This window comes from Micromonospora kangleipakensis (assembly GCF_004217615.1).
GTDB classification, from domain to species: Bacteria; Actinomycetota; Actinomycetes; order Mycobacteriales; family Micromonosporaceae; genus Micromonospora; species Micromonospora kangleipakensis.
In genome coordinates this window covers 6,462,408-6,476,843 of record NZ_SHLD01000001.1, presented here as the reverse complement: position 1 = coordinate 6,476,843, position 14,436 = coordinate 6,462,408, and the positions used below count along the sequence as shown (strand labels likewise).

16 protein-coding genes are annotated in these 14,436 nt (G+C 74.2%); 9 read left to right on the top strand and 7 right to left on the bottom strand.

All coding sequences use genetic code 11. The features are described from left to right. Nucleotides 1-11 precede the first annotated feature (11 nt). On the top strand, nt 12-1,220 hold the full coding sequence (locus tag EV384_RS30810; RefSeq protein WP_130338888.1) for an FAD-dependent monooxygenase: 1,209 nt from the start codon (nt 12-14) through the stop codon (nt 1,218-1,220). A gap of 10 nt (nt 1,221-1,230) precedes the next feature. Here the strand turns inward: EV384_RS30810 and EV384_RS30805 are convergent, their stop codons facing one another. Continuing rightward, nucleotides 1,231-1,773, bottom strand: a complete 543-nt coding sequence (locus EV384_RS30805; protein ID WP_130338886.1) for an SRPBCC family protein — start codon at nt 1,771-1,773, stop codon at nt 1,231-1,233. A gap of 2 nt (nt 1,774-1,775) precedes the next feature. Next, nucleotides 1,776-2,084: an ArsR/SmtB family transcription factor gene (locus EV384_RS30800; protein ID WP_130338884.1), complete on the bottom strand. Its 309-nt coding sequence runs from the start codon at nt 2,082-2,084 to the stop codon at nt 1,776-1,778. 107 nt (nt 2,085-2,191) lie between these two features. On the opposite strand from EV384_RS30800, the gene EV384_RS30795 reads away from it, so the two are divergent. After that, nucleotides 2,192-3,121: an LLM class F420-dependent oxidoreductase gene (locus EV384_RS30795; protein WP_130338882.1), complete on the top strand. Its 930-nt coding sequence runs from the start codon at nt 2,192-2,194 to the stop codon at nt 3,119-3,121. A 30-nt stretch (nt 3,122-3,151) separates the two neighbouring features. On the opposite strand, the gene EV384_RS30790 is transcribed toward EV384_RS30795, so the two are convergent. Beyond that, the gene (locus EV384_RS30790) at nt 3,152-3,541 is read right to left on the bottom strand and encodes a hypothetical protein (protein ID WP_130338880.1); all 390 of its coding nucleotides are present in this window, start codon (nt 3,539-3,541) and stop codon (nt 3,152-3,154) included. A gap of 118 nt (nt 3,542-3,659) precedes the next feature. On the opposite strand from EV384_RS30790, the gene EV384_RS30785 reads away from it, so the two are divergent. Next, complete coding sequence (locus EV384_RS30785) at nt 3,660-4,418, top strand: hypothetical protein (protein WP_130338878.1); 759 nt, start codon at nt 3,660-3,662, stop codon at nt 4,416-4,418. Between the two features lie 23 nt (nt 4,419-4,441). Then, the gene (locus EV384_RS30780) at nt 4,442-5,707 is read left to right on the top strand and encodes an FAD-binding protein (RefSeq protein ID WP_130340920.1); all 1,266 of its coding nucleotides are present in this window, start codon (nt 4,442-4,444) and stop codon (nt 5,705-5,707) included. Nucleotides 5,708-5,732: 25 nt separating this feature from the next. Here the strand turns inward: EV384_RS30780 and EV384_RS30775 are convergent, their stop codons facing one another. Further along, the gene (locus EV384_RS30775; protein ID WP_130338876.1) at nt 5,733-6,182 is read right to left on the bottom strand and encodes a MarR family winged helix-turn-helix transcriptional regulator; all 450 of its coding nucleotides are present in this window, start codon (nt 6,180-6,182) and stop codon (nt 5,733-5,735) included. Nucleotides 6,183-6,265: 83 nt separating this feature from the next. On the opposite strand from EV384_RS30775, the gene EV384_RS30770 reads away from it, so the two are divergent. After that, complete coding sequence (locus EV384_RS30770; RefSeq protein WP_130338874.1) at nt 6,266-6,907, top strand: maleylpyruvate isomerase family mycothiol-dependent enzyme; 642 nt, start codon at nt 6,266-6,268, stop codon at nt 6,905-6,907. A gap of 16 nt (nt 6,908-6,923) precedes the next feature. Here the strand turns inward: EV384_RS30770 and EV384_RS30765 are convergent, their stop codons facing one another. Together EV384_RS30765 and EV384_RS30760 are read right to left on the bottom strand one after the other, a co-directional pair. After that, nucleotides 6,924-8,066, bottom strand: a complete 1,143-nt coding sequence (locus EV384_RS30765; protein WP_130338872.1) for a site-2 protease family protein — start codon at nt 8,064-8,066, stop codon at nt 6,924-6,926. Between the two features lie 48 nt (nt 8,067-8,114). Next, entirely contained in the window at nt 8,115-8,966 is an 852-nt protein-coding gene (locus tag EV384_RS30760) for an alpha/beta hydrolase (protein WP_130338870.1), read from the bottom strand. 148 nt (nt 8,967-9,114) lie between these two features. On the opposite strand from EV384_RS30760, the gene EV384_RS30755 reads away from it, so the two are divergent. Genes EV384_RS30755 through EV384_RS30740 form a run of 4 tightly spaced genes read left to right on the top strand, consistent with a single transcriptional unit; the run spans nt 9,115 to nt 12,673 of the window. Beyond that, nucleotides 9,115-10,074: an ABC transporter ATP-binding protein gene (locus tag EV384_RS30755; RefSeq protein ID WP_130338868.1), complete on the top strand. Its 960-nt coding sequence runs from the start codon at nt 9,115-9,117 to the stop codon at nt 10,072-10,074. A gap of 1 nt (nt 10,075) precedes the next feature. Then, on the top strand, nt 10,076-10,876 hold the full coding sequence (locus EV384_RS30750) for an ABC transporter permease (RefSeq protein WP_130338866.1): 801 nt from the start codon (nt 10,076-10,078) through the stop codon (nt 10,874-10,876). Between the two features lie 29 nt (nt 10,877-10,905). After that, nucleotides 10,906-12,042, top strand: coding sequence for a sensor histidine kinase (locus tag EV384_RS30745; protein ID WP_130338864.1), 1,137 nt, complete (start codon nt 10,906-10,908; stop codon nt 12,040-12,042). Nucleotides 12,043-12,049: 7 nt separating this feature from the next. Then, nucleotides 12,050-12,673, top strand: coding sequence for a response regulator transcription factor (locus EV384_RS30740; RefSeq protein WP_130338862.1), 624 nt, complete (start codon nt 12,050-12,052; stop codon nt 12,671-12,673). A 122-nt stretch (nt 12,674-12,795) separates the two neighbouring features. Here the strand turns inward: EV384_RS30740 and EV384_RS30735 are convergent, their stop codons facing one another. Continuing rightward, nucleotides 12,796-14,241, bottom strand: a complete 1,446-nt coding sequence (locus EV384_RS30735) for an alpha-amylase (protein WP_130338860.1) — start codon at nt 14,239-14,241, stop codon at nt 12,796-12,798. Between the last annotated feature and the right edge of the window lie 195 nt (nt 14,242-14,436).

Here is a 14,436-nt window from a genome sequence, read left to right as displayed (position 1 = left end):
CAGTAGCCGGCATGACGACCGTCCTGATCTCCGGCGCCAGCGTCGCCGGCCCTGCCCTCGCCTGGTGGCTGCGCCGCCACGGCTTCCGTCCGACCGTCGTGGAGCGCGCCCCGGCGCTGCGCGAGGGCGGCTACAAGGTGGACATCCGGGGTGCCGCGCTGGAGGTGATCGACCGGATGGGCCTGCGCGGGCAGGTGGAGCGGCACGACACCGGGATGAGCGCGGCCCGCTTCGTGGACTCGACCGGCGCGCAGCTCGCCACCATGGACGCCGCGCTCTTCGGCGGCCGGGAGGGCGACGACGCCGAGATCATGCGCGGCGACCTGGCCCGCATCCTCGCCGACGCCACCCCCGACGTGGAGTACGTCTTCGACGACTCGATCGCCACGCTGACCCCGTCGGCCGACGGGGTCGAGGTGAGCTTCGAGCGGGGTCCGCGCCGGACGTTCGACCTGGTGGTCGGCGCGGACGGGCTGCACTCCAACGTCCGGCGCGTGGCCTTCGGCCCGGAGTCGGTCCACCTGCGGCCGCTCGGGCACCACATCGCGATCTTCACCGTGCCGGCGGAGTTCGGCGAGGAGCGGATCGAGCTGATGCACCCCGCGCCGGGGCGCACCGTCGGGGTCTACCGCACCGCCGGCTCGCCGGACGCCAGGGCGCTGTTCCTCTTCCCCTCGCCCGAGGGTGGCGCCGAGCACCGGGACGTCGCCGGCCGGAAGGCGCTGCTGGCGGAGGCGTTCGCCGGCGCCGGGTGGCAGGTGCCGCGCCTGCTCGACGCGATGTGGGACGCCCCCGACTTCTACCTCGACTCGATGAGCCAGGTCCGGATGGATCGCTGGTCGACCGGGCGGATCGCCCTGGTCGGGGACGCGGCGTACGGGCCGTCGCCGGCGTCCGGGCAGGGCACCAGCCTCGGCCTGGTCGGGGCGTACGTGCTGGCCACCTCGCTCGCGGCGGCGCCGGGCGACCCGGTGGCCGGCTTGGCCGACTACGAGCGGCGGATGCGCCCCTTCGTCGAGGCGAACCAGCGGCTCGCCGAGCGCAACCTCAAGGGGATGGTGCTGGGCTCGGCCGCGCAGATCCGGTTCCAGACGCTGATGCTGCGCCTGATGCCGCACCTGCCCGGCCGGGAGCGGATCATCCGCCGGGTGACCGAGCCGATCCGCCGGGCCGCCACCGCGATCACCCTCCCGGACACCCCGACGCCGCGCCGGGCGTGACCTCCGCCGGTCAGCGCGCCGGCGGTTCGTCGTCCAGGCGTTCGGCGTACGCGGCCCGCAGCTCGTCCCAGCCGAAGTTCCTCGACTCGGCCCCGCGGATCGGGCCGACCGGGTCGCCGTCGAGCAGGTGGCCGGCGACGTCGAGGCAGAGGTGCCAGCCGGCGGCCATCATCGGCGCCAGCTCGGGCTTGTCGACGGTGTGCCGCAGGGTCAGCCGGGTGCCGGCGGCCGACGGGCTCAGCTCCCAGCGCAGCAGGCCGTCGCCCCAGGTGTACTCCAGCAGGGTCGGCGGCTCGGCGCGGAGCACGGTCGCCGGCTGGGGGAAGGTCTCGTCGCCGTCGACCGTGCTGAGCGTGGCCTCGCCCGGGGTGCCGAGGTCGCGGCTGGCCAGGAAGGGCGCCCACTGGGCGAGCCGGTCCGGCTCGGTCAGCGCGGCCCACACCTTCTCCGGCGGGTGCCGCAGGTCCCGGACGAAGACCAGCTCCCACCGGTCGTCGGCGGGTACCCGGGCGACGTCGGCGAGCGGGCCGGGTCGGAAGCGGTCGCGGTCCATCGTCACTCCTGACTGTCGAGATGGCGTTCGAGGGCGTCGAGGTGATCGGCCCAGAGTCGGCGGTACGGCCCGAGCCAGTCGTCCACGGCCCGCAGCGGGCGTACGTCGAGCCGGTAGATGCGTTGCTGGGCCGCCGTGCGGACGGTGACGAAGCCGGCCTCGCGGAGCACCTTGAGGTGCTTGGAGACGGCCGGCTGGCTCATCCCCAGCGCGTCCACCAGGTCGCCGACGCTGCTCTCGGCGCGGCGCAGCCGTTCCAGGATGCGGCGCCGGCTCGGCTCGGCCAGCACAGCGAAGGCGTCGACGGACACCCCGACAATATGCCCCTTCACTCATATGCTTGTCAAGTAATACGAGCTGGTCCCGGCTTCCTCGCGAGCACGGCACGGCGGGCACGCCCGCTCCATATGCTCGGGGCATGGAACTGCGGATCTTCACCGAACCCCAGCAGGGCGCCAGTTACGACCAGCTGCTCGCCGTGGCCCGCCGCGCCGAGGAGACGGGCTTCGGCGCGTTCTTCCGCTCCGACCACTACCTGAAAATGGGCTCGGGGCGCGGCGAACCCGGCCCGACCGACGCCTGGACCACCCTCGCCGGCCTGGCCCGGGACACCACCCGGATCCGGCTGGGCACCCTGATGACCGCGGCCACCTTCCGGCTGCCCGGCCCGCTCGCGATCACCGTGGCGCAGGTCGACCAGATGAGCGGCGGCCGGGTCGAGCTGGGCATCGGCACCGGCTGGTACGCCGAGGAGCACACCGCGTACGGGATCCCGTTCCCGGCGCTGGGCGAGCGCTTCGACCGGCTGGAGGAGCAGCTCACGGTCATTACCGGCCTCTGGGAGACGCCGGCCGGCGCGACGTTCGACTTCCAGGGGAAGTACTACCCGGTCAGCGACTCGCCGGCGCTGCCCAAGCCGGTGCAGCAGCCGCGACCGCCGATCCTGCTCGGCGGGGCGGGTCCGAAGCGCACCCCGCGGCTCGCCGCCCGCTACGCCGACGAGTTCAACCTGCCGTTCGCCTCGGTCGAGGACTCCGTGGCCCAGTTCGCGCGGGTGCGGGCGGCCTGCGCCGAGATCGGCCGGGACCCGTCCGGCATGGTCTGGTCCAACGCGCTGGTGCTCTGCTGCGGCCGGAACGAGGCGGAGATCGGCCGGCGGGCCGCGGCGATCGGCCGGGAGCCGGCCGAGCTGCGGGAGAACGGCCTCGCCGGCACGCCCGCCGAGATCGTCGACAAGCTCGGCCGGTACGCCGAGATCGGCAGCCGTCGGGCCTACCTCCAGGTGCTCGACCTGGCCGACCTGGACCACCTGGAACTGGTCGCCGCAGAGGTCATGCCGCAGCTCTGAGCCCGCCCGGTGCCCACCGGACCGGGCCGGTCAGCGGGCCGGTCCGCGCGGCTCGCGCAGCACCGTGTCCAGCCGCCCGTCGCGGTCGCTGTCCAGATAGGTGATGTCCGGTACGCCGTCGCCGTCCAGGTCGAACTGGACTACGTCGGCGATCCCGTCGCCGTCCAGGTCGGTGACCACCTCGGTCGACCCGTCCAGGTGGTGGGTGACGATCGAGTACGACCCGCCGTCGGCCGCCCGCGGCGCCGGTTTCGGTCCCGGCGCGGGGTCGGGCTCGGGCTCCGGGGTGGGCGCCGGCACTGGAGCGGTCGGGTACGCCGACGGCGCGCCGCCCGGGTCGGGGCCCACGCCGGTCGGGTCGATCTCCTCCTCGGACGGATACACGCCGCCGCGCAGGGTCGGATCGCGGTAGCTGCTCATTCGCGTAGGGTTCCCCCTCCACGCCGCCGCAACCGTGCCCGATCGACCGGTGCCCGCCCCTTGACCCGGCGACGGATGATGCAACCGACGACGACGGCGGCGCGAACGGGGGTACGACATGGAGCTGCGCCGGAACCGGGGGACGCTGGTGCTGGCCGCGATCTGCGTGCTCGGCGGCGTGACGGTGCTGGCCGTCGGCGGCCACCGGGTGCTGCGGACGCTGGTCGCCCTCGGGGCCGTCATCCTCGGCGGCGTGGTGCTGCTCGGCGCGCTGCGGCCGTTCCGCTTCGTGATCGGACCGGACGGGCTGGACGTGCGGCGGCCGGGCCTGCGCGGCACGTACCGCTGGGATCAGTTCGACGCCCTGGCGCTCGCCGACGGGCCGTCGGTGCAGGGGCGTCCCGGGACGCCACGGTTGCTCGGCGTGCCCGGCGCGGCGCTGCCGCCCGAGGTGCGGGCCAGCGCGCGCCACTCGCTCGACGGGCGGGCCGCCGTGGAGCTGCTCGACCTGGCCCAGGTGCGCCAGACACCCGACGAGGTGGCGGATGCCCTGGCCCGGTACGCCGCCGACCGCTTCACCGACGCGCGTGCCCGCACCACCGCCCGGCTCGTCGGCGTCGACTTCGACTTCGCCGAGTCCCTGCGCGGCTACCGGACCGAGCGGATCGACGAGCTGGTCCGGCATGCCCAGGCGGCGCTGGCTCACGGCGACGCGGCGGCGCGGCAGGCGGCCCGCGCCGAGATCGAGCAGGCCCGGACCACCGGGCTGCCGGTGGCGCTGCGCGGGTATGCCCTCCGCGAGGTCGATGTGGCGCTCGACGCGCTCTGCGCCGCCCTGGCCGACCCCGCCGCCACCGACCGGGAGACCGCCCCGTGACCGACGCCCCGCTCGCCGGCGACATCGCCGCCCGGACGACCAGCGGCGCCGCCCCGCGCCCCCGCGCCGGCCGGAACTGGGCCGGTAACGTCCGCTACGCCGCCCGCCGCCGGCACACCCCGTCGACGGTGGACGAGCTGCGCCGGCTGGTCGCCGGCAGCGACCGGATCCGGGCCGTCGGCACCGGGCACTCGTTCAACCGACTCGGCGACACCACCGGCGACCTGGTCTCGCTGGCCGGGCTCCCGCCCACCGTCGAGCTGGACGCGGAGCGCGGCACCGTCGCCGTCGCCGCCGGCCTGCGCTACGGCGACGTCGCCACCCGGCTGCACGCCCAGGGGTACGCCCTGGCCAACCTGGCCTCCCTCCCGCACATCTCGGTGGCCGGCGCGGTCGCCGCCGGCACCCACGGCTCGGGCGACACCCACGGCAACCTGGCCACGGCGGTCGCCGCCCTCGAACTGGTCACCGCCGACGGTGACCTGCTGACCCTCGACCGGGCCGACGACCGGTTCGCCGGCATGGTGGTCAACCTCGGCGCGCTCGGCGTGGTCACCCGGGTGACCCTGGACGTGGTGCCCACCTTCGACGTCCGGCAGTACGTCCGGCTCGGCCTGCCGCGCGACGCCCTCGATGCCGCCTTCGCCTCGGCGTACAGCGTCAGCGCCTTCACCGACTGGCGCTCCGCGCGGCTGGACCAGGTGTGGCGCAAGCAGCGCGCCGACCAGCCGCCGCCCCCGGCGGACTGGCTCGGTACGACGGCCGCCCCGGCGCAGCGCCACCCGGTGCCCGGCATGCCGGCGGAGAACTGCACCCCGCAGCTCGGCGTGCCCGGGCCGTGGCACGAACGGCTGCCGCACTTCCGACTCGGCTTCACCCCGAGCAGCGGCGACGAGCTCCAGTCGGAGTACCACGTGGCCCGCGACGTGGCCGCCGAGGCGCTCGCCGCCCTGGACGCGGCGGCCGACCGGATCGCCGCCGTGCTGCAGATCTGCGAGCTGCGGACGGTCGCCGCCGACCCGCTCTGGCTCAGCCCGAACCACGGGCGGGACAGCCTCGCGATCCACTTCACCTGGATCGGTGACGAGGCGGCGGTGACGCCGGTGGTGGCCGCGGTGGAGGAGCGGCTGGCGCCGTTCGCGCCCCGCCCGCACTGGGGCAAGGTCTTCGGGCTGGACCCGGCCGCGGCGTACCCCCGGCACGCGGACTTCCTCGCCCTGCTGCGCGAACTCGACCCGGCCGGGAAGTTCCGCACCGAGCTGCTGGACCGGTACTTCCCCCGCGACTGACGGCCGGGCGGCGATGCCGACCCGGTCACCGGTACGGGTCGGTGATCTCCCGGAGCCGGGTGAGGGCGCGCCGCAGCTGGCTGGTGGCCTGCCTGCCCAGGTGCCGCGTCCATTCGGCTTCGACCTCCGCCTCGGCGGCCCGCGCCACCCGGATCGCGGCCTCGCCGCGCGCGGTGATGGTCACCAGCCGGGCCCGGGCGTCGGACGGGTCGGGCACCCGGCGGACGTAGCCGGCGCGTTCGAGCTGGTCGACGAGGAACGCGGCGGTCTGCTTGGTGACCCGCGCCTGCTCGGCGAGCTCGGTGACCCGGGTGCCCTGCGGGCCGATCCGGGCGAACACCCGGCCCTGCGCCACGGTCAGGTCGTCGAACCCGGCGGCGGCGACGGCGTCGACCACGCGGGACTCCATGGCCCGGTACGCGATGAAACAGAGCAGCCCGAGGTTCAGCTCGTCGTCGGGTGGACCCTCGTTCATTCGGCCCCTTGACTTGGTCAGACACTCTGACGAATATTGGTCAGAGGATCGTACCAAATCAAGCTGTCGGCGAGGGGGCGGGAATGAACCGTGACGACGTGTGGCGGACGATCGACGACGAGCGGTCCAGCCTCGCCGACCTCCTCGACGACCTGTCCGGCGCGGAGTGGGGGACGCCGTCCCTCTGCGCCGGCTGGCGGGTACGCGAGGTGGCCGCGCACCTCACGCTCGCCCACACGGGGGCGCTCGCAGCGGCCCTGGCGATGCTGCGGGCCCGCGGCAGCTTCGACCGCATGATCCACGACACCGCCGTACGGGAGGCCGCGTTGCCCGTCGAGGAGTACGCCGTCCGACTGCGGGGCATGGTGGGGTCGCGCCGGAAGGCGCCCGGCTTGACGCACCTGGAGCCGCTGCTGGACATCCTCGTGCACGGCCAGGACATCGCCCGGCCGCTGGGCCGGAGCCGCCCGATGCCGGCGGAGGCGGCGGCCACGGCCGCGACGAGGGCCTGGACCATGGGCTGGCCCTTCCACGCCCGCCGCCGGCTGGACGGCTTCGAGCTCGTCGCCGTGGACCACGCCTGGTCCGTCGGGCGCGGCCCCCGGGTCGAGGGAGACATCGCGGCGCTCCTGCTCCTGCTCACCGGCCGGCATGCGGTCGTCCCGGAGCTCTCCGGCCCCGGCGCCCCCGACCTCACCGCCCGGCTCTCCCCGGCGCCTGCCTGACGGCGGCCCGTCGTCCCTAACGGCGACCCGGAGTCATCTGGTCGCGCATGCTGCCGCGCTGCACTGCCCGGCTGATGTCGCTCGGCGAGACGATCCCCACCAGCCGCTGGTCGGTCACCACCAGCGCCCGGCCGTCGGCACACTCACTGAGCCGGGGAAGCAGGTCGTTGAGCGCCTCGTCCGGGACGGCGAGCACCAGCTCGTCGGCCCGGCAGGACACCTCGCCCAGCGTGGTGGTGGCCCGCCGGTCGGCGGGGATGCCCCGGACCCGGTCCAGGGTGACCAGCCCGACCGGCCGGCCGTCCTCGGTCAGCGGCAGCGCCGAGTGCCGGTACGCGAAGAGGTAGTGGTCCACGAAGTCGGCGACTGTCATGTCCCCGGACGCGGTCTGCGGCTGCGGCGTCATCACCTCGCCGACCCGGACCCCGCGCAGCGCGCTGCCCATCCGGGCCTGCCGTTCCTCCATGCCGGCCGCGCCGATCAGGAACCAGCCGATCAGCGCCAGCCAGAGCCCGCCCACCCCGGCCCCGGTCAGGAACCGCCAGAGTCCAAAGGCGATCAACAGGGCGCCGAGGCCCCAGCCCGCCCGGGCCGCCACCACGGACGCCTTCGTCCGGTCGCCGGTCGCCTTCCACACCGCGGCGCGCAGCAGCCGCCCGCCGTCCAGCGGGGCGGCCGGCAGCACGTTGAAGATCGCCAGCAGGACGTTGATGCCGGCCAGCCAGGACAGCGCACCGAGCAGCAGCCCGCCCCCGCCGGCCAGCGCGATCACCACGGCGATGCCGCCGAAGAAGAACCCGATCAGCAGGCTCACCAGCGGGCCGATCCCCGCGATGCGCAGCTCGGCACCCGGGTCCTTCGCCTCCCCCTTCAGCTCGGACACCCCGCCGAAGAGCCAGAGCGTGATTCCCTGCACGGCGATCCCGTTGCGTTTGGCGACCACCGAGTGGGACACCTCGTGGGCGAGCAGGCCGAGGAAGAAGACCACCGCGGCGCTCACCCCGGCCGCCACGTACTCCCAGCCGGGGCGGCCGGGGTAGCTGCGGGGAAACAGACTGGCCGACAGCGCCCACGCGATCAGCACGAAGATGACCACGACGCTCCAGTTGACCCCGACGGGTACCCCCGCGATCCGGCCAAGCCGGAAGCTCGCCCTCATACGTCCGTCATACCCCCGCTCCACCCCGACATGCCAGGGCCGATCGGCTCATCGGCCCGGCGCCTCGCTCACCACCGTCGGCGAGACGGTGTTCGCCGCCTCCACCGCCCAGTCCAGCGCGTAGTCGGCCTCCTCCTCCCAGCCCGGCTCGCCGCCCACGAAGTGCGACCGGCCGGGGAACTCGTGGTACGCGGTCACCGCCCGGGACGGCCGGTAAAGCTGGGCGTTCGCGGCGGCCAGCGACGGCGGCACCACATGGTCCTCGGTGCCGGTGGTCAGCAGCAGCGGCGCCCGGTCGTCCCGGTGGGTGTCCGCCTTGGTGGCCGAGTTCGGGTCCAGGTTGGCGAAGGCGCCCTCGAAGAAGACGTGTCCGGCGCCGGGGACGGCGTACCGGTTCCAGGCCGCGTCGGAGTCCGCCCGGCTCATCGTGTTGCCGAAGGCGTACGCGAAGTCGTCGGCGGTGAACGGCACCGCGCGGTTCCGGTTGGCCGGGCTGCGCAGGATGGAGAACCCGGAGCGCAGGGTGCTCAACGGCAGCCTCAGCACGCCCTTGACCGGTGCCGGGTGCACCCCGACGCCCGCCGCGCCGAGGCCGCGGGAGATCAGCAGCTGGGTGACCAGGCCGCCGAACGAGTGCCCCATGATGATGGGCGGCCGGGGCTGGTCCCGGATGATCGCTTCGTAGTGGTCGACGATGTCGGCGATCCGCTGCTGGGCGATCGGGGTCGGGTCCGCCCGCAGCGCCTCGACCTCGCCCTCCATCCCGGGCCAGGCCGGCGCGAGCACCCGGAAGCCCTGGGCCTCGTACCGGTCCACCCAGTGTTCCCAGCTGCGCGAAGTCATCCAGAGGCCGTGGATCAGCACGATCGTGTCGACCCGTCCGGTTGGCGCGCTGGCCATGGTGCCCTCCCCGGTGTCGCGGACGTGGACCGCAGGCGCTTACCCGGCGCAGGCCCGGGCGCACCCCGCCGGGACCTGACAAATGTCACGGTCGGAAGGTGACGCCCGCTCCGGGGACGGGACGGCCGCTCGCCGGAGCATCGTTGTCATGACCGACACCGCACCGGCCGTCGAACTGGCCGGACTCACCAAGACCTTCGGCCCGGTGACCGCCGTCGACGGGCTCAGCCTGCGGATCGAGCCCGGTGAGGTGGTGGCCTTCCTCGGCCCCAACGGCGCCGGCAAGACCACCACCGTGGACCTGCTGCTCGGGCTGGCCCGCCCCGACGCCGGCGGCGTCCGGCTCTTCGGCGGCACCCCGGCCGACGCCGTCCGGCACGGCCGGGTCGCCGCGGTGATGCAGACCGGCGGGCTGCTCAAGGACCTCACCGTCGGCGAGACGGTACGGATGACCGCGCGCTTCTACGGCCGGACCCGCCCGGTGGGTGAGGTGCTGAACCGGGCCGGCATCGCGTCGATCGCCGACCGGCTGGTCGGCAAGTGCTCCGGCGGCCAGCAGCAGCGGCTGCGCTTCGCCCTGGCGCTGCTCCCGGACCCCGACCTGATGGTGCTCGACGAGCCGACCACCGGCATGGACGTCGAGGGGCGGCGGGACTTCTGGCAGGCGATCCGGGCCGACGCCCGGGCCGGCCGGACCATCCTCTTCGCCACCCACTACCTGGACGAGGCCGACGCGTACGCGGACCGGATCGTGCTGGTGCGGCAGGGCCGGGTGGTCGCCGACGGCACCACCGCCGAGATCAAGAACCTGGCCGCCGGTCGGGTCGTCCGGGCCACCCTCCCCGGCGCCGACCAGGCCGTGCTCGCCGCCCTGCCCGGGGTCCGGGCGGTCGAGGTACGCGGTGACGCGGTGCTGGTCCGCACCGACGACTCCGACGAGGTCGCCCGGCACCTGCTCACCCGCACCGCCGCCCGGGACGTCGAGATCACCTCCCGCAACCTCGAGGACGCGTTCCTCGCCCTCACCACCGACGGCCCGACCACCGACGGTGTTGCCGCCGGTGGCCCGACCGCCGCCCGCCCGACCGCCCAGACCATCGGAGCCTGAGATGACCGTCGCCGCCCCCTCCGCCCCGTCCGCCACCCGCGCCGACCGGCGGCCGCCCGCCCTGGGCGGGTTCTCCACCGCCGTGCTGGCCATCGAGATCCGCCGGGTCCTGCGCAACCGCCGGACGCTGATCTTCATCCTGGTCATGCCGGCGGTCTTCTTCCTCCTCTTCGGACTCCCGCAACGCGGACAGGAGCTGCCCAACGGCCGCCCGGTCACCGCCTGGATCATGATCAGCCTCGCCGTTTACGGCGCCATGGTGGCCACCACCAGCGCCGGCGCCGCAGTGGCCACCGAGCGGGCGCTGGGCTGGAGCCGGCAGCTCCGGCTCACCCCGCTGCGCCCGCCCGCGTACGTGGCGACGAAGGTGGCCACCGCCATGGTGCTCGGGCTGATCGCGGTGCTCGTGGAGTTCGCGGTCGGCGCGGCCGCCGGGGTCCGGCTGCCCGTCCAGGTCTGGCTGCTGTCCGGGCTCACCGCCTGGCTCGGCTCGCTGGTCTTCGCCGCCTTCGGGCTCTTCGTCGGCTACCTCGCCCCGGCCGAGAACGTCATGCAGTTCATGGGCCCGATCCTGGCGATCCTGGCCATGCTCGGCGGCCTCTTCGTCCCGCTCGACGTGCTGCCGCACGCGCTGCAGCAGATCGCCAAGTTCACCCCGGTGTACGGAGTCGGCCAGCTCGCCCGGGCCCCGCTGACCGGGGCCGGGCTGGACTGGGTGGCGCTGGGCAACGTGGCCGGCTGGACCGTGCTCTTCGGCCTCGGCGCGGCCCGGCTGTTCCGCCGGGACACCACCCGGGTCTGACGGGAACGGCGGCCGCTAGCGTGTTCAGGATGCAGCTTCCGTCGGACCGGAACTATCTGGAGACCCGCCACTGGCGGGTCACCGGCTGGTTGCTCGCCGCGGTCTGGCTCTTCTTCCTCAACATCCCGCTGCTCGCCGCCCTGCACCAGCCCGAGCCGTGGCGACGGGTGGTCGGCGCGGCGACCCTGGTCGCCTTCGGCGTCTTGTACGTCTTCGTCTTTCAGTGGGCGCGCGGCCGGCGTCTGGAGCGCCGGGGAATCCCCGTCGGCCGGGCGTGGGCGGCCGTGGCGTTGCTGCTCGGGCTCGGGCTGGCCGGCATCCCAGGTACCGGCGGCGACTGGTTGACCACCCTGGTCTTCGTCGCCGCGGCGGCGGTGTTCCTGCTGCCGAGCCGGCAGTCGCTGGCGGTGGTCGCCCTCGCCGCGCTGACCCCGCCGGTGACGGCCGCGCTGGTGCCCGCCTGGAAGGCGGAGGGCACCGTGGTCTTCGCGGTGCTGCTCGCCTCCTTCGCCATGTACGGGGTGACCCGGCTGACCCAGCGCAACAGCGAACTCCAGGCCGCCCAGCAGGAGATCCGCCGGCTGGCGGTGGCCGAGGAGCGGGCCCGTACCGCCCGGGACCTGCACGACATCCTCGGCCACTCGCTGACCGTGGTGGCGGTGAAGGCCGAGCTGGCCGGCCGGCTGCTGGAGCTGGACCCGGCCCGGGCGGCCACCGAGATCGCCGACGTGGAGCGGCTGGCCCGGCAGGCCCTCGCCGACGTGCGGGGCACCGTCGGGGCGTACCGGGGGATCAGCCTGGCCGGGGAGCTGGCCGGCGCCCGCTCCGCGCTGGCCGCCGCGGGCATCGCCGCGGAGCTGCCGGACGCGGCGCCGGAGTTGCCGGCGGAGCGGGACGAGCTCTTCGGCTGGACGGTACGGGAAGGGGTGACCAACGTGGTCCGACACAGCGGGGCGCGGCGCTGCGTGATCCGGGTGGAGCCGGGCCTGGTCGAGGTCCGCGACGACGGACGGGGACCGGCCGCCGCGGCGGCGAACGGGCCGGGCGGGCACGGGCTGGTCGGGCTGCGCGAGCGGGCCCGGCGGCTGGACGCCACGGTCACCGTCGGCCGCCGCTCCGACGGGCCGGGTTTCCTGCTCCGCGTCACCCTGCCGGCGGACCAGTGATCCGGCGATGAGCGGGCGGATCCGGCTGCTGCTCGCCGACGACCAGGCGCTGGTCCGGGGCGCGCTGGCCGCGTTGCTCTCGCTGGAGCCGGACCTCACGGTGGTCGCCGAGGTCGGGCGGGGCGACGAGGTGGTCCCCGAGGCCCGCCGCACCGCGCCCGACGTGGCCCTGCTCGACGTCGAGATGCCCGGCCTGGACGGGATCGCCGCGACCACCGCGCTGCGCGCCGCCGTGCCCGGCTGCCGGGTGCTGGTGGTGACCACCTTCGGCCGCCCCGGCTACCTGCGGCGGGCGATGGAGGCGGGCGCCAACGGCTTCGTGGTGAAGGACACCCCGGCCCGGCAGCTCGCCGACGCGGTGCGCCGGGTGCACGCCGGGCTGCGGGTGGTCGATCCCACCCTGGCCGCGGAGACCCTGGCCACCGGGGCCAGTCCGCTGACCGAGCGGGAGACCGAGGTGCTGCGGACGGCCCGGGGCGGCGGCACGGTGGCCCAGCTCGCCGCCGTGCTGCACCTGTCCGAGGGGACGGTGCGCAACCACCTCTCCGCGGCGATCGGCAAGACCGGGGCCAGGAACCGCGCGGACGCGGTGCGCATCGCCGAGGAGAACGGCTGGCTGCTCGGCGAGTGAGCGCGCGACCGTCGCCGCTCAGGCGGTGGCAGCCGTTGGTGACGTAAGGGAGAGGAGGCCCCCCGCTCCGTCAAAGGCGGTGCGGGGGGGCCTCCGGGTCGGATCGGGCCGGCCGGGCCGGGTCAGGGCAGCTTCGCGCCGATGTGGACGGCGACCGCGTCGTGGGCGTTGATGTTCGCCGCGAACCAGCCGCTGGAGTCCACCGTGATCACCGGCCCGCTGCACGAGCCGTTGCCGAAGTCGCCGTGGATGACGTCGCAGTACCGGCCGGCGGGCACCCCCGCGTAGTAGGAGCGGCCGGTGACCGCGAAGCCCTCGTCGTTGATGGTCAGGTAGCCCCTGCCGGCCCGGCTGAACGCGATGTGCTGGTAGCCGTTGTCGTACCAGTTGGCCACCGCGGCGCCCTGGGTGGCGTTGTTGAAGGCGACCATGTTGGCGATCACCCGCCAGCGGTGCTCGCACTCCCAGCCCGAGTAGCAGGTGGTGTTCAGGGTCTTGTTGTTGGCGTCCGAGGGCGGGCCCTGGTCCTTGCCGCTGAACGTGAAGCTCGACATCACCGCCGGCGACCCGTACGGCCAGGCCAGCATGAACGCGTTCGCGAGGGCGTAGCTGCCGCCGTTCTTGTAGGTCAGCACCCCGCCGTCGCGCTGGGTGTCGTGGTTGTCGACGAAGGCGACCGCCGAGCCGCTGGGCAGGTAGCCCCAGGCCGCACCGAAGTTCTTCAGGTACGCCAGCCGCTCGCTGTTGAACATCCGGGCGAGGTCCTTGCCGTACCGGAACTCGTGCACGTCGCCGTTGCCGGTGTACTCGGTCGGCTGGATCGGCTCCCCGGCGCCGTAGATCACCTCCTGGACGAGGTACGCCGAGCGGGAGAGCTTGCCCTTGATGGCGGCGATGTCGCCGGCCGGCATGTGCTTGCTGGCATCCAGCCGGAACCCGTCCACGCCGAGCGAGAGCAGGTCGTTCAGGTACCCGGCGATCCTCGACCGGACGTAGTCCGACTCGGTCTTCAGGTCCGCGAGGTTGACCAGCTCGCAGTTCTGCACCTCGTACCGGTCGTTGTAGTTGACGATGTCGTCGCCGCCGTTGCGGCCGCAGTGGTGGAAGTCCTGGGTCTGGTAGATGCCCGGGTAGTCGTAGTGCCCGTACGAGGAGCCGGCCCAGCCGGTGCCGCCGTTGTCCTGGCCGGACATGTGGTTGATGACGGCGTCGACGATCACCTTCACGCCGGCGGCGTGGCAGGTGTTCACCATGGACTGGAACTGCGCCCGGGTGCCCTTGCGGGACTCGACCCGGTAGCTGGCCGGTTGGTAGGCCACCCACCACGGGTTGCCCTTGACGTGCTCCTGCGGCGGGGAGACCTGGACGTAGCCGTAGCCCTTGGGGCCGAGCACGTTGGTGCACTCGCTGGCCACCGAGGGCCAGTTCCACTCGAAGAGCTGGGCGATGACCTTCCTGGTGCCGGACGGGGCCGCGGCGGCCGGGGGAGCCGCCACGGCGGTCGGTACGAGCAGGCTGGCGATCATGCCGAGGGCGAGGACCGCCGAGCGGCATCGGCGTCGATGCATCGGGACTCCTGGGGGTGCGGGGGACGGGGGTGGCGCGGCGCGGGGGAGGCATCTCAGTGCCGGTTTCTTGCAATTCCGGGCTGAAATTTTCGGCAAGGTTACAAGCGTGTTGCAACGACTGTCAACGGATGGAAATACGTCGCTGGATTTGGCGCTACACGCGCGCCGGGGGCACGCGGTTCGACGGATCGGCCG

Excerpts from the sequence above, each read along its gene's own strand:
- EV384_RS30805 (WP_130338886.1), bottom strand. The coding sequence starts at position 1,773 with ATGGACCGCGACCGCTTCCGACCCGGCCCGCTCGCCGACGTCGCCCGG.
- EV384_RS30755 (WP_130338868.1), top strand. The coding sequence starts at position 9,115 with ATGACCGACACCGCACCGGCCGTCGAACTGGCCGGACTCACCAAGACC.
- EV384_RS30775 (WP_130338876.1), bottom strand. The coding sequence starts at position 6,182 with ATGAACGAGGGTCCACCCGACGACGAGCTGAACCTCGGGCTGCTCTGT.
- EV384_RS30790 (WP_130338880.1), bottom strand. The coding sequence starts at position 3,541 with ATGAGCAGCTACCGCGATCCGACCCTGCGCGGCGGCGTGTATCCGTCC.
- EV384_RS30770 (WP_130338874.1), top strand. The coding sequence starts at position 6,266 with ATGAACCGTGACGACGTGTGGCGGACGATCGACGACGAGCGGTCCAGC.
- EV384_RS30760 (WP_130338870.1), bottom strand. The coding sequence starts at position 8,966 with ATGGCCAGCGCGCCAACCGGACGGGTCGACACGATCGTGCTGATCCAC.
- EV384_RS30740 (WP_130338862.1), top strand. The coding sequence starts at position 12,050 with ATGAGCGGGCGGATCCGGCTGCTGCTCGCCGACGACCAGGCGCTGGTC.
- EV384_RS30765 (WP_130338872.1), bottom strand. The coding sequence starts at position 8,066 with ATGAGGGCGAGCTTCCGGCTTGGCCGGATCGCGGGGGTACCCGTCGGG.
- EV384_RS30795 (WP_130338882.1), top strand. The coding sequence starts at position 2,192 with ATGGAACTGCGGATCTTCACCGAACCCCAGCAGGGCGCCAGTTACGAC.
- EV384_RS30750 (WP_130338866.1), top strand. The coding sequence starts at position 10,076 with ATGACCGTCGCCGCCCCCTCCGCCCCGTCCGCCACCCGCGCCGACCGG.
- EV384_RS30745 (WP_130338864.1), top strand. The coding sequence starts at position 10,906 with ATGCAGCTTCCGTCGGACCGGAACTATCTGGAGACCCGCCACTGGCGG.
- EV384_RS30810 (WP_130338888.1), top strand. The coding sequence starts at position 12 with ATGACGACCGTCCTGATCTCCGGCGCCAGCGTCGCCGGCCCTGCCCTC.
- EV384_RS30735 (WP_130338860.1), bottom strand. The coding sequence starts at position 14,241 with ATGCATCGACGCCGATGCCGCTCGGCGGTCCTCGCCCTCGGCATGATC.
- EV384_RS30785 (WP_130338878.1), top strand. The coding sequence starts at position 3,660 with ATGGAGCTGCGCCGGAACCGGGGGACGCTGGTGCTGGCCGCGATCTGC.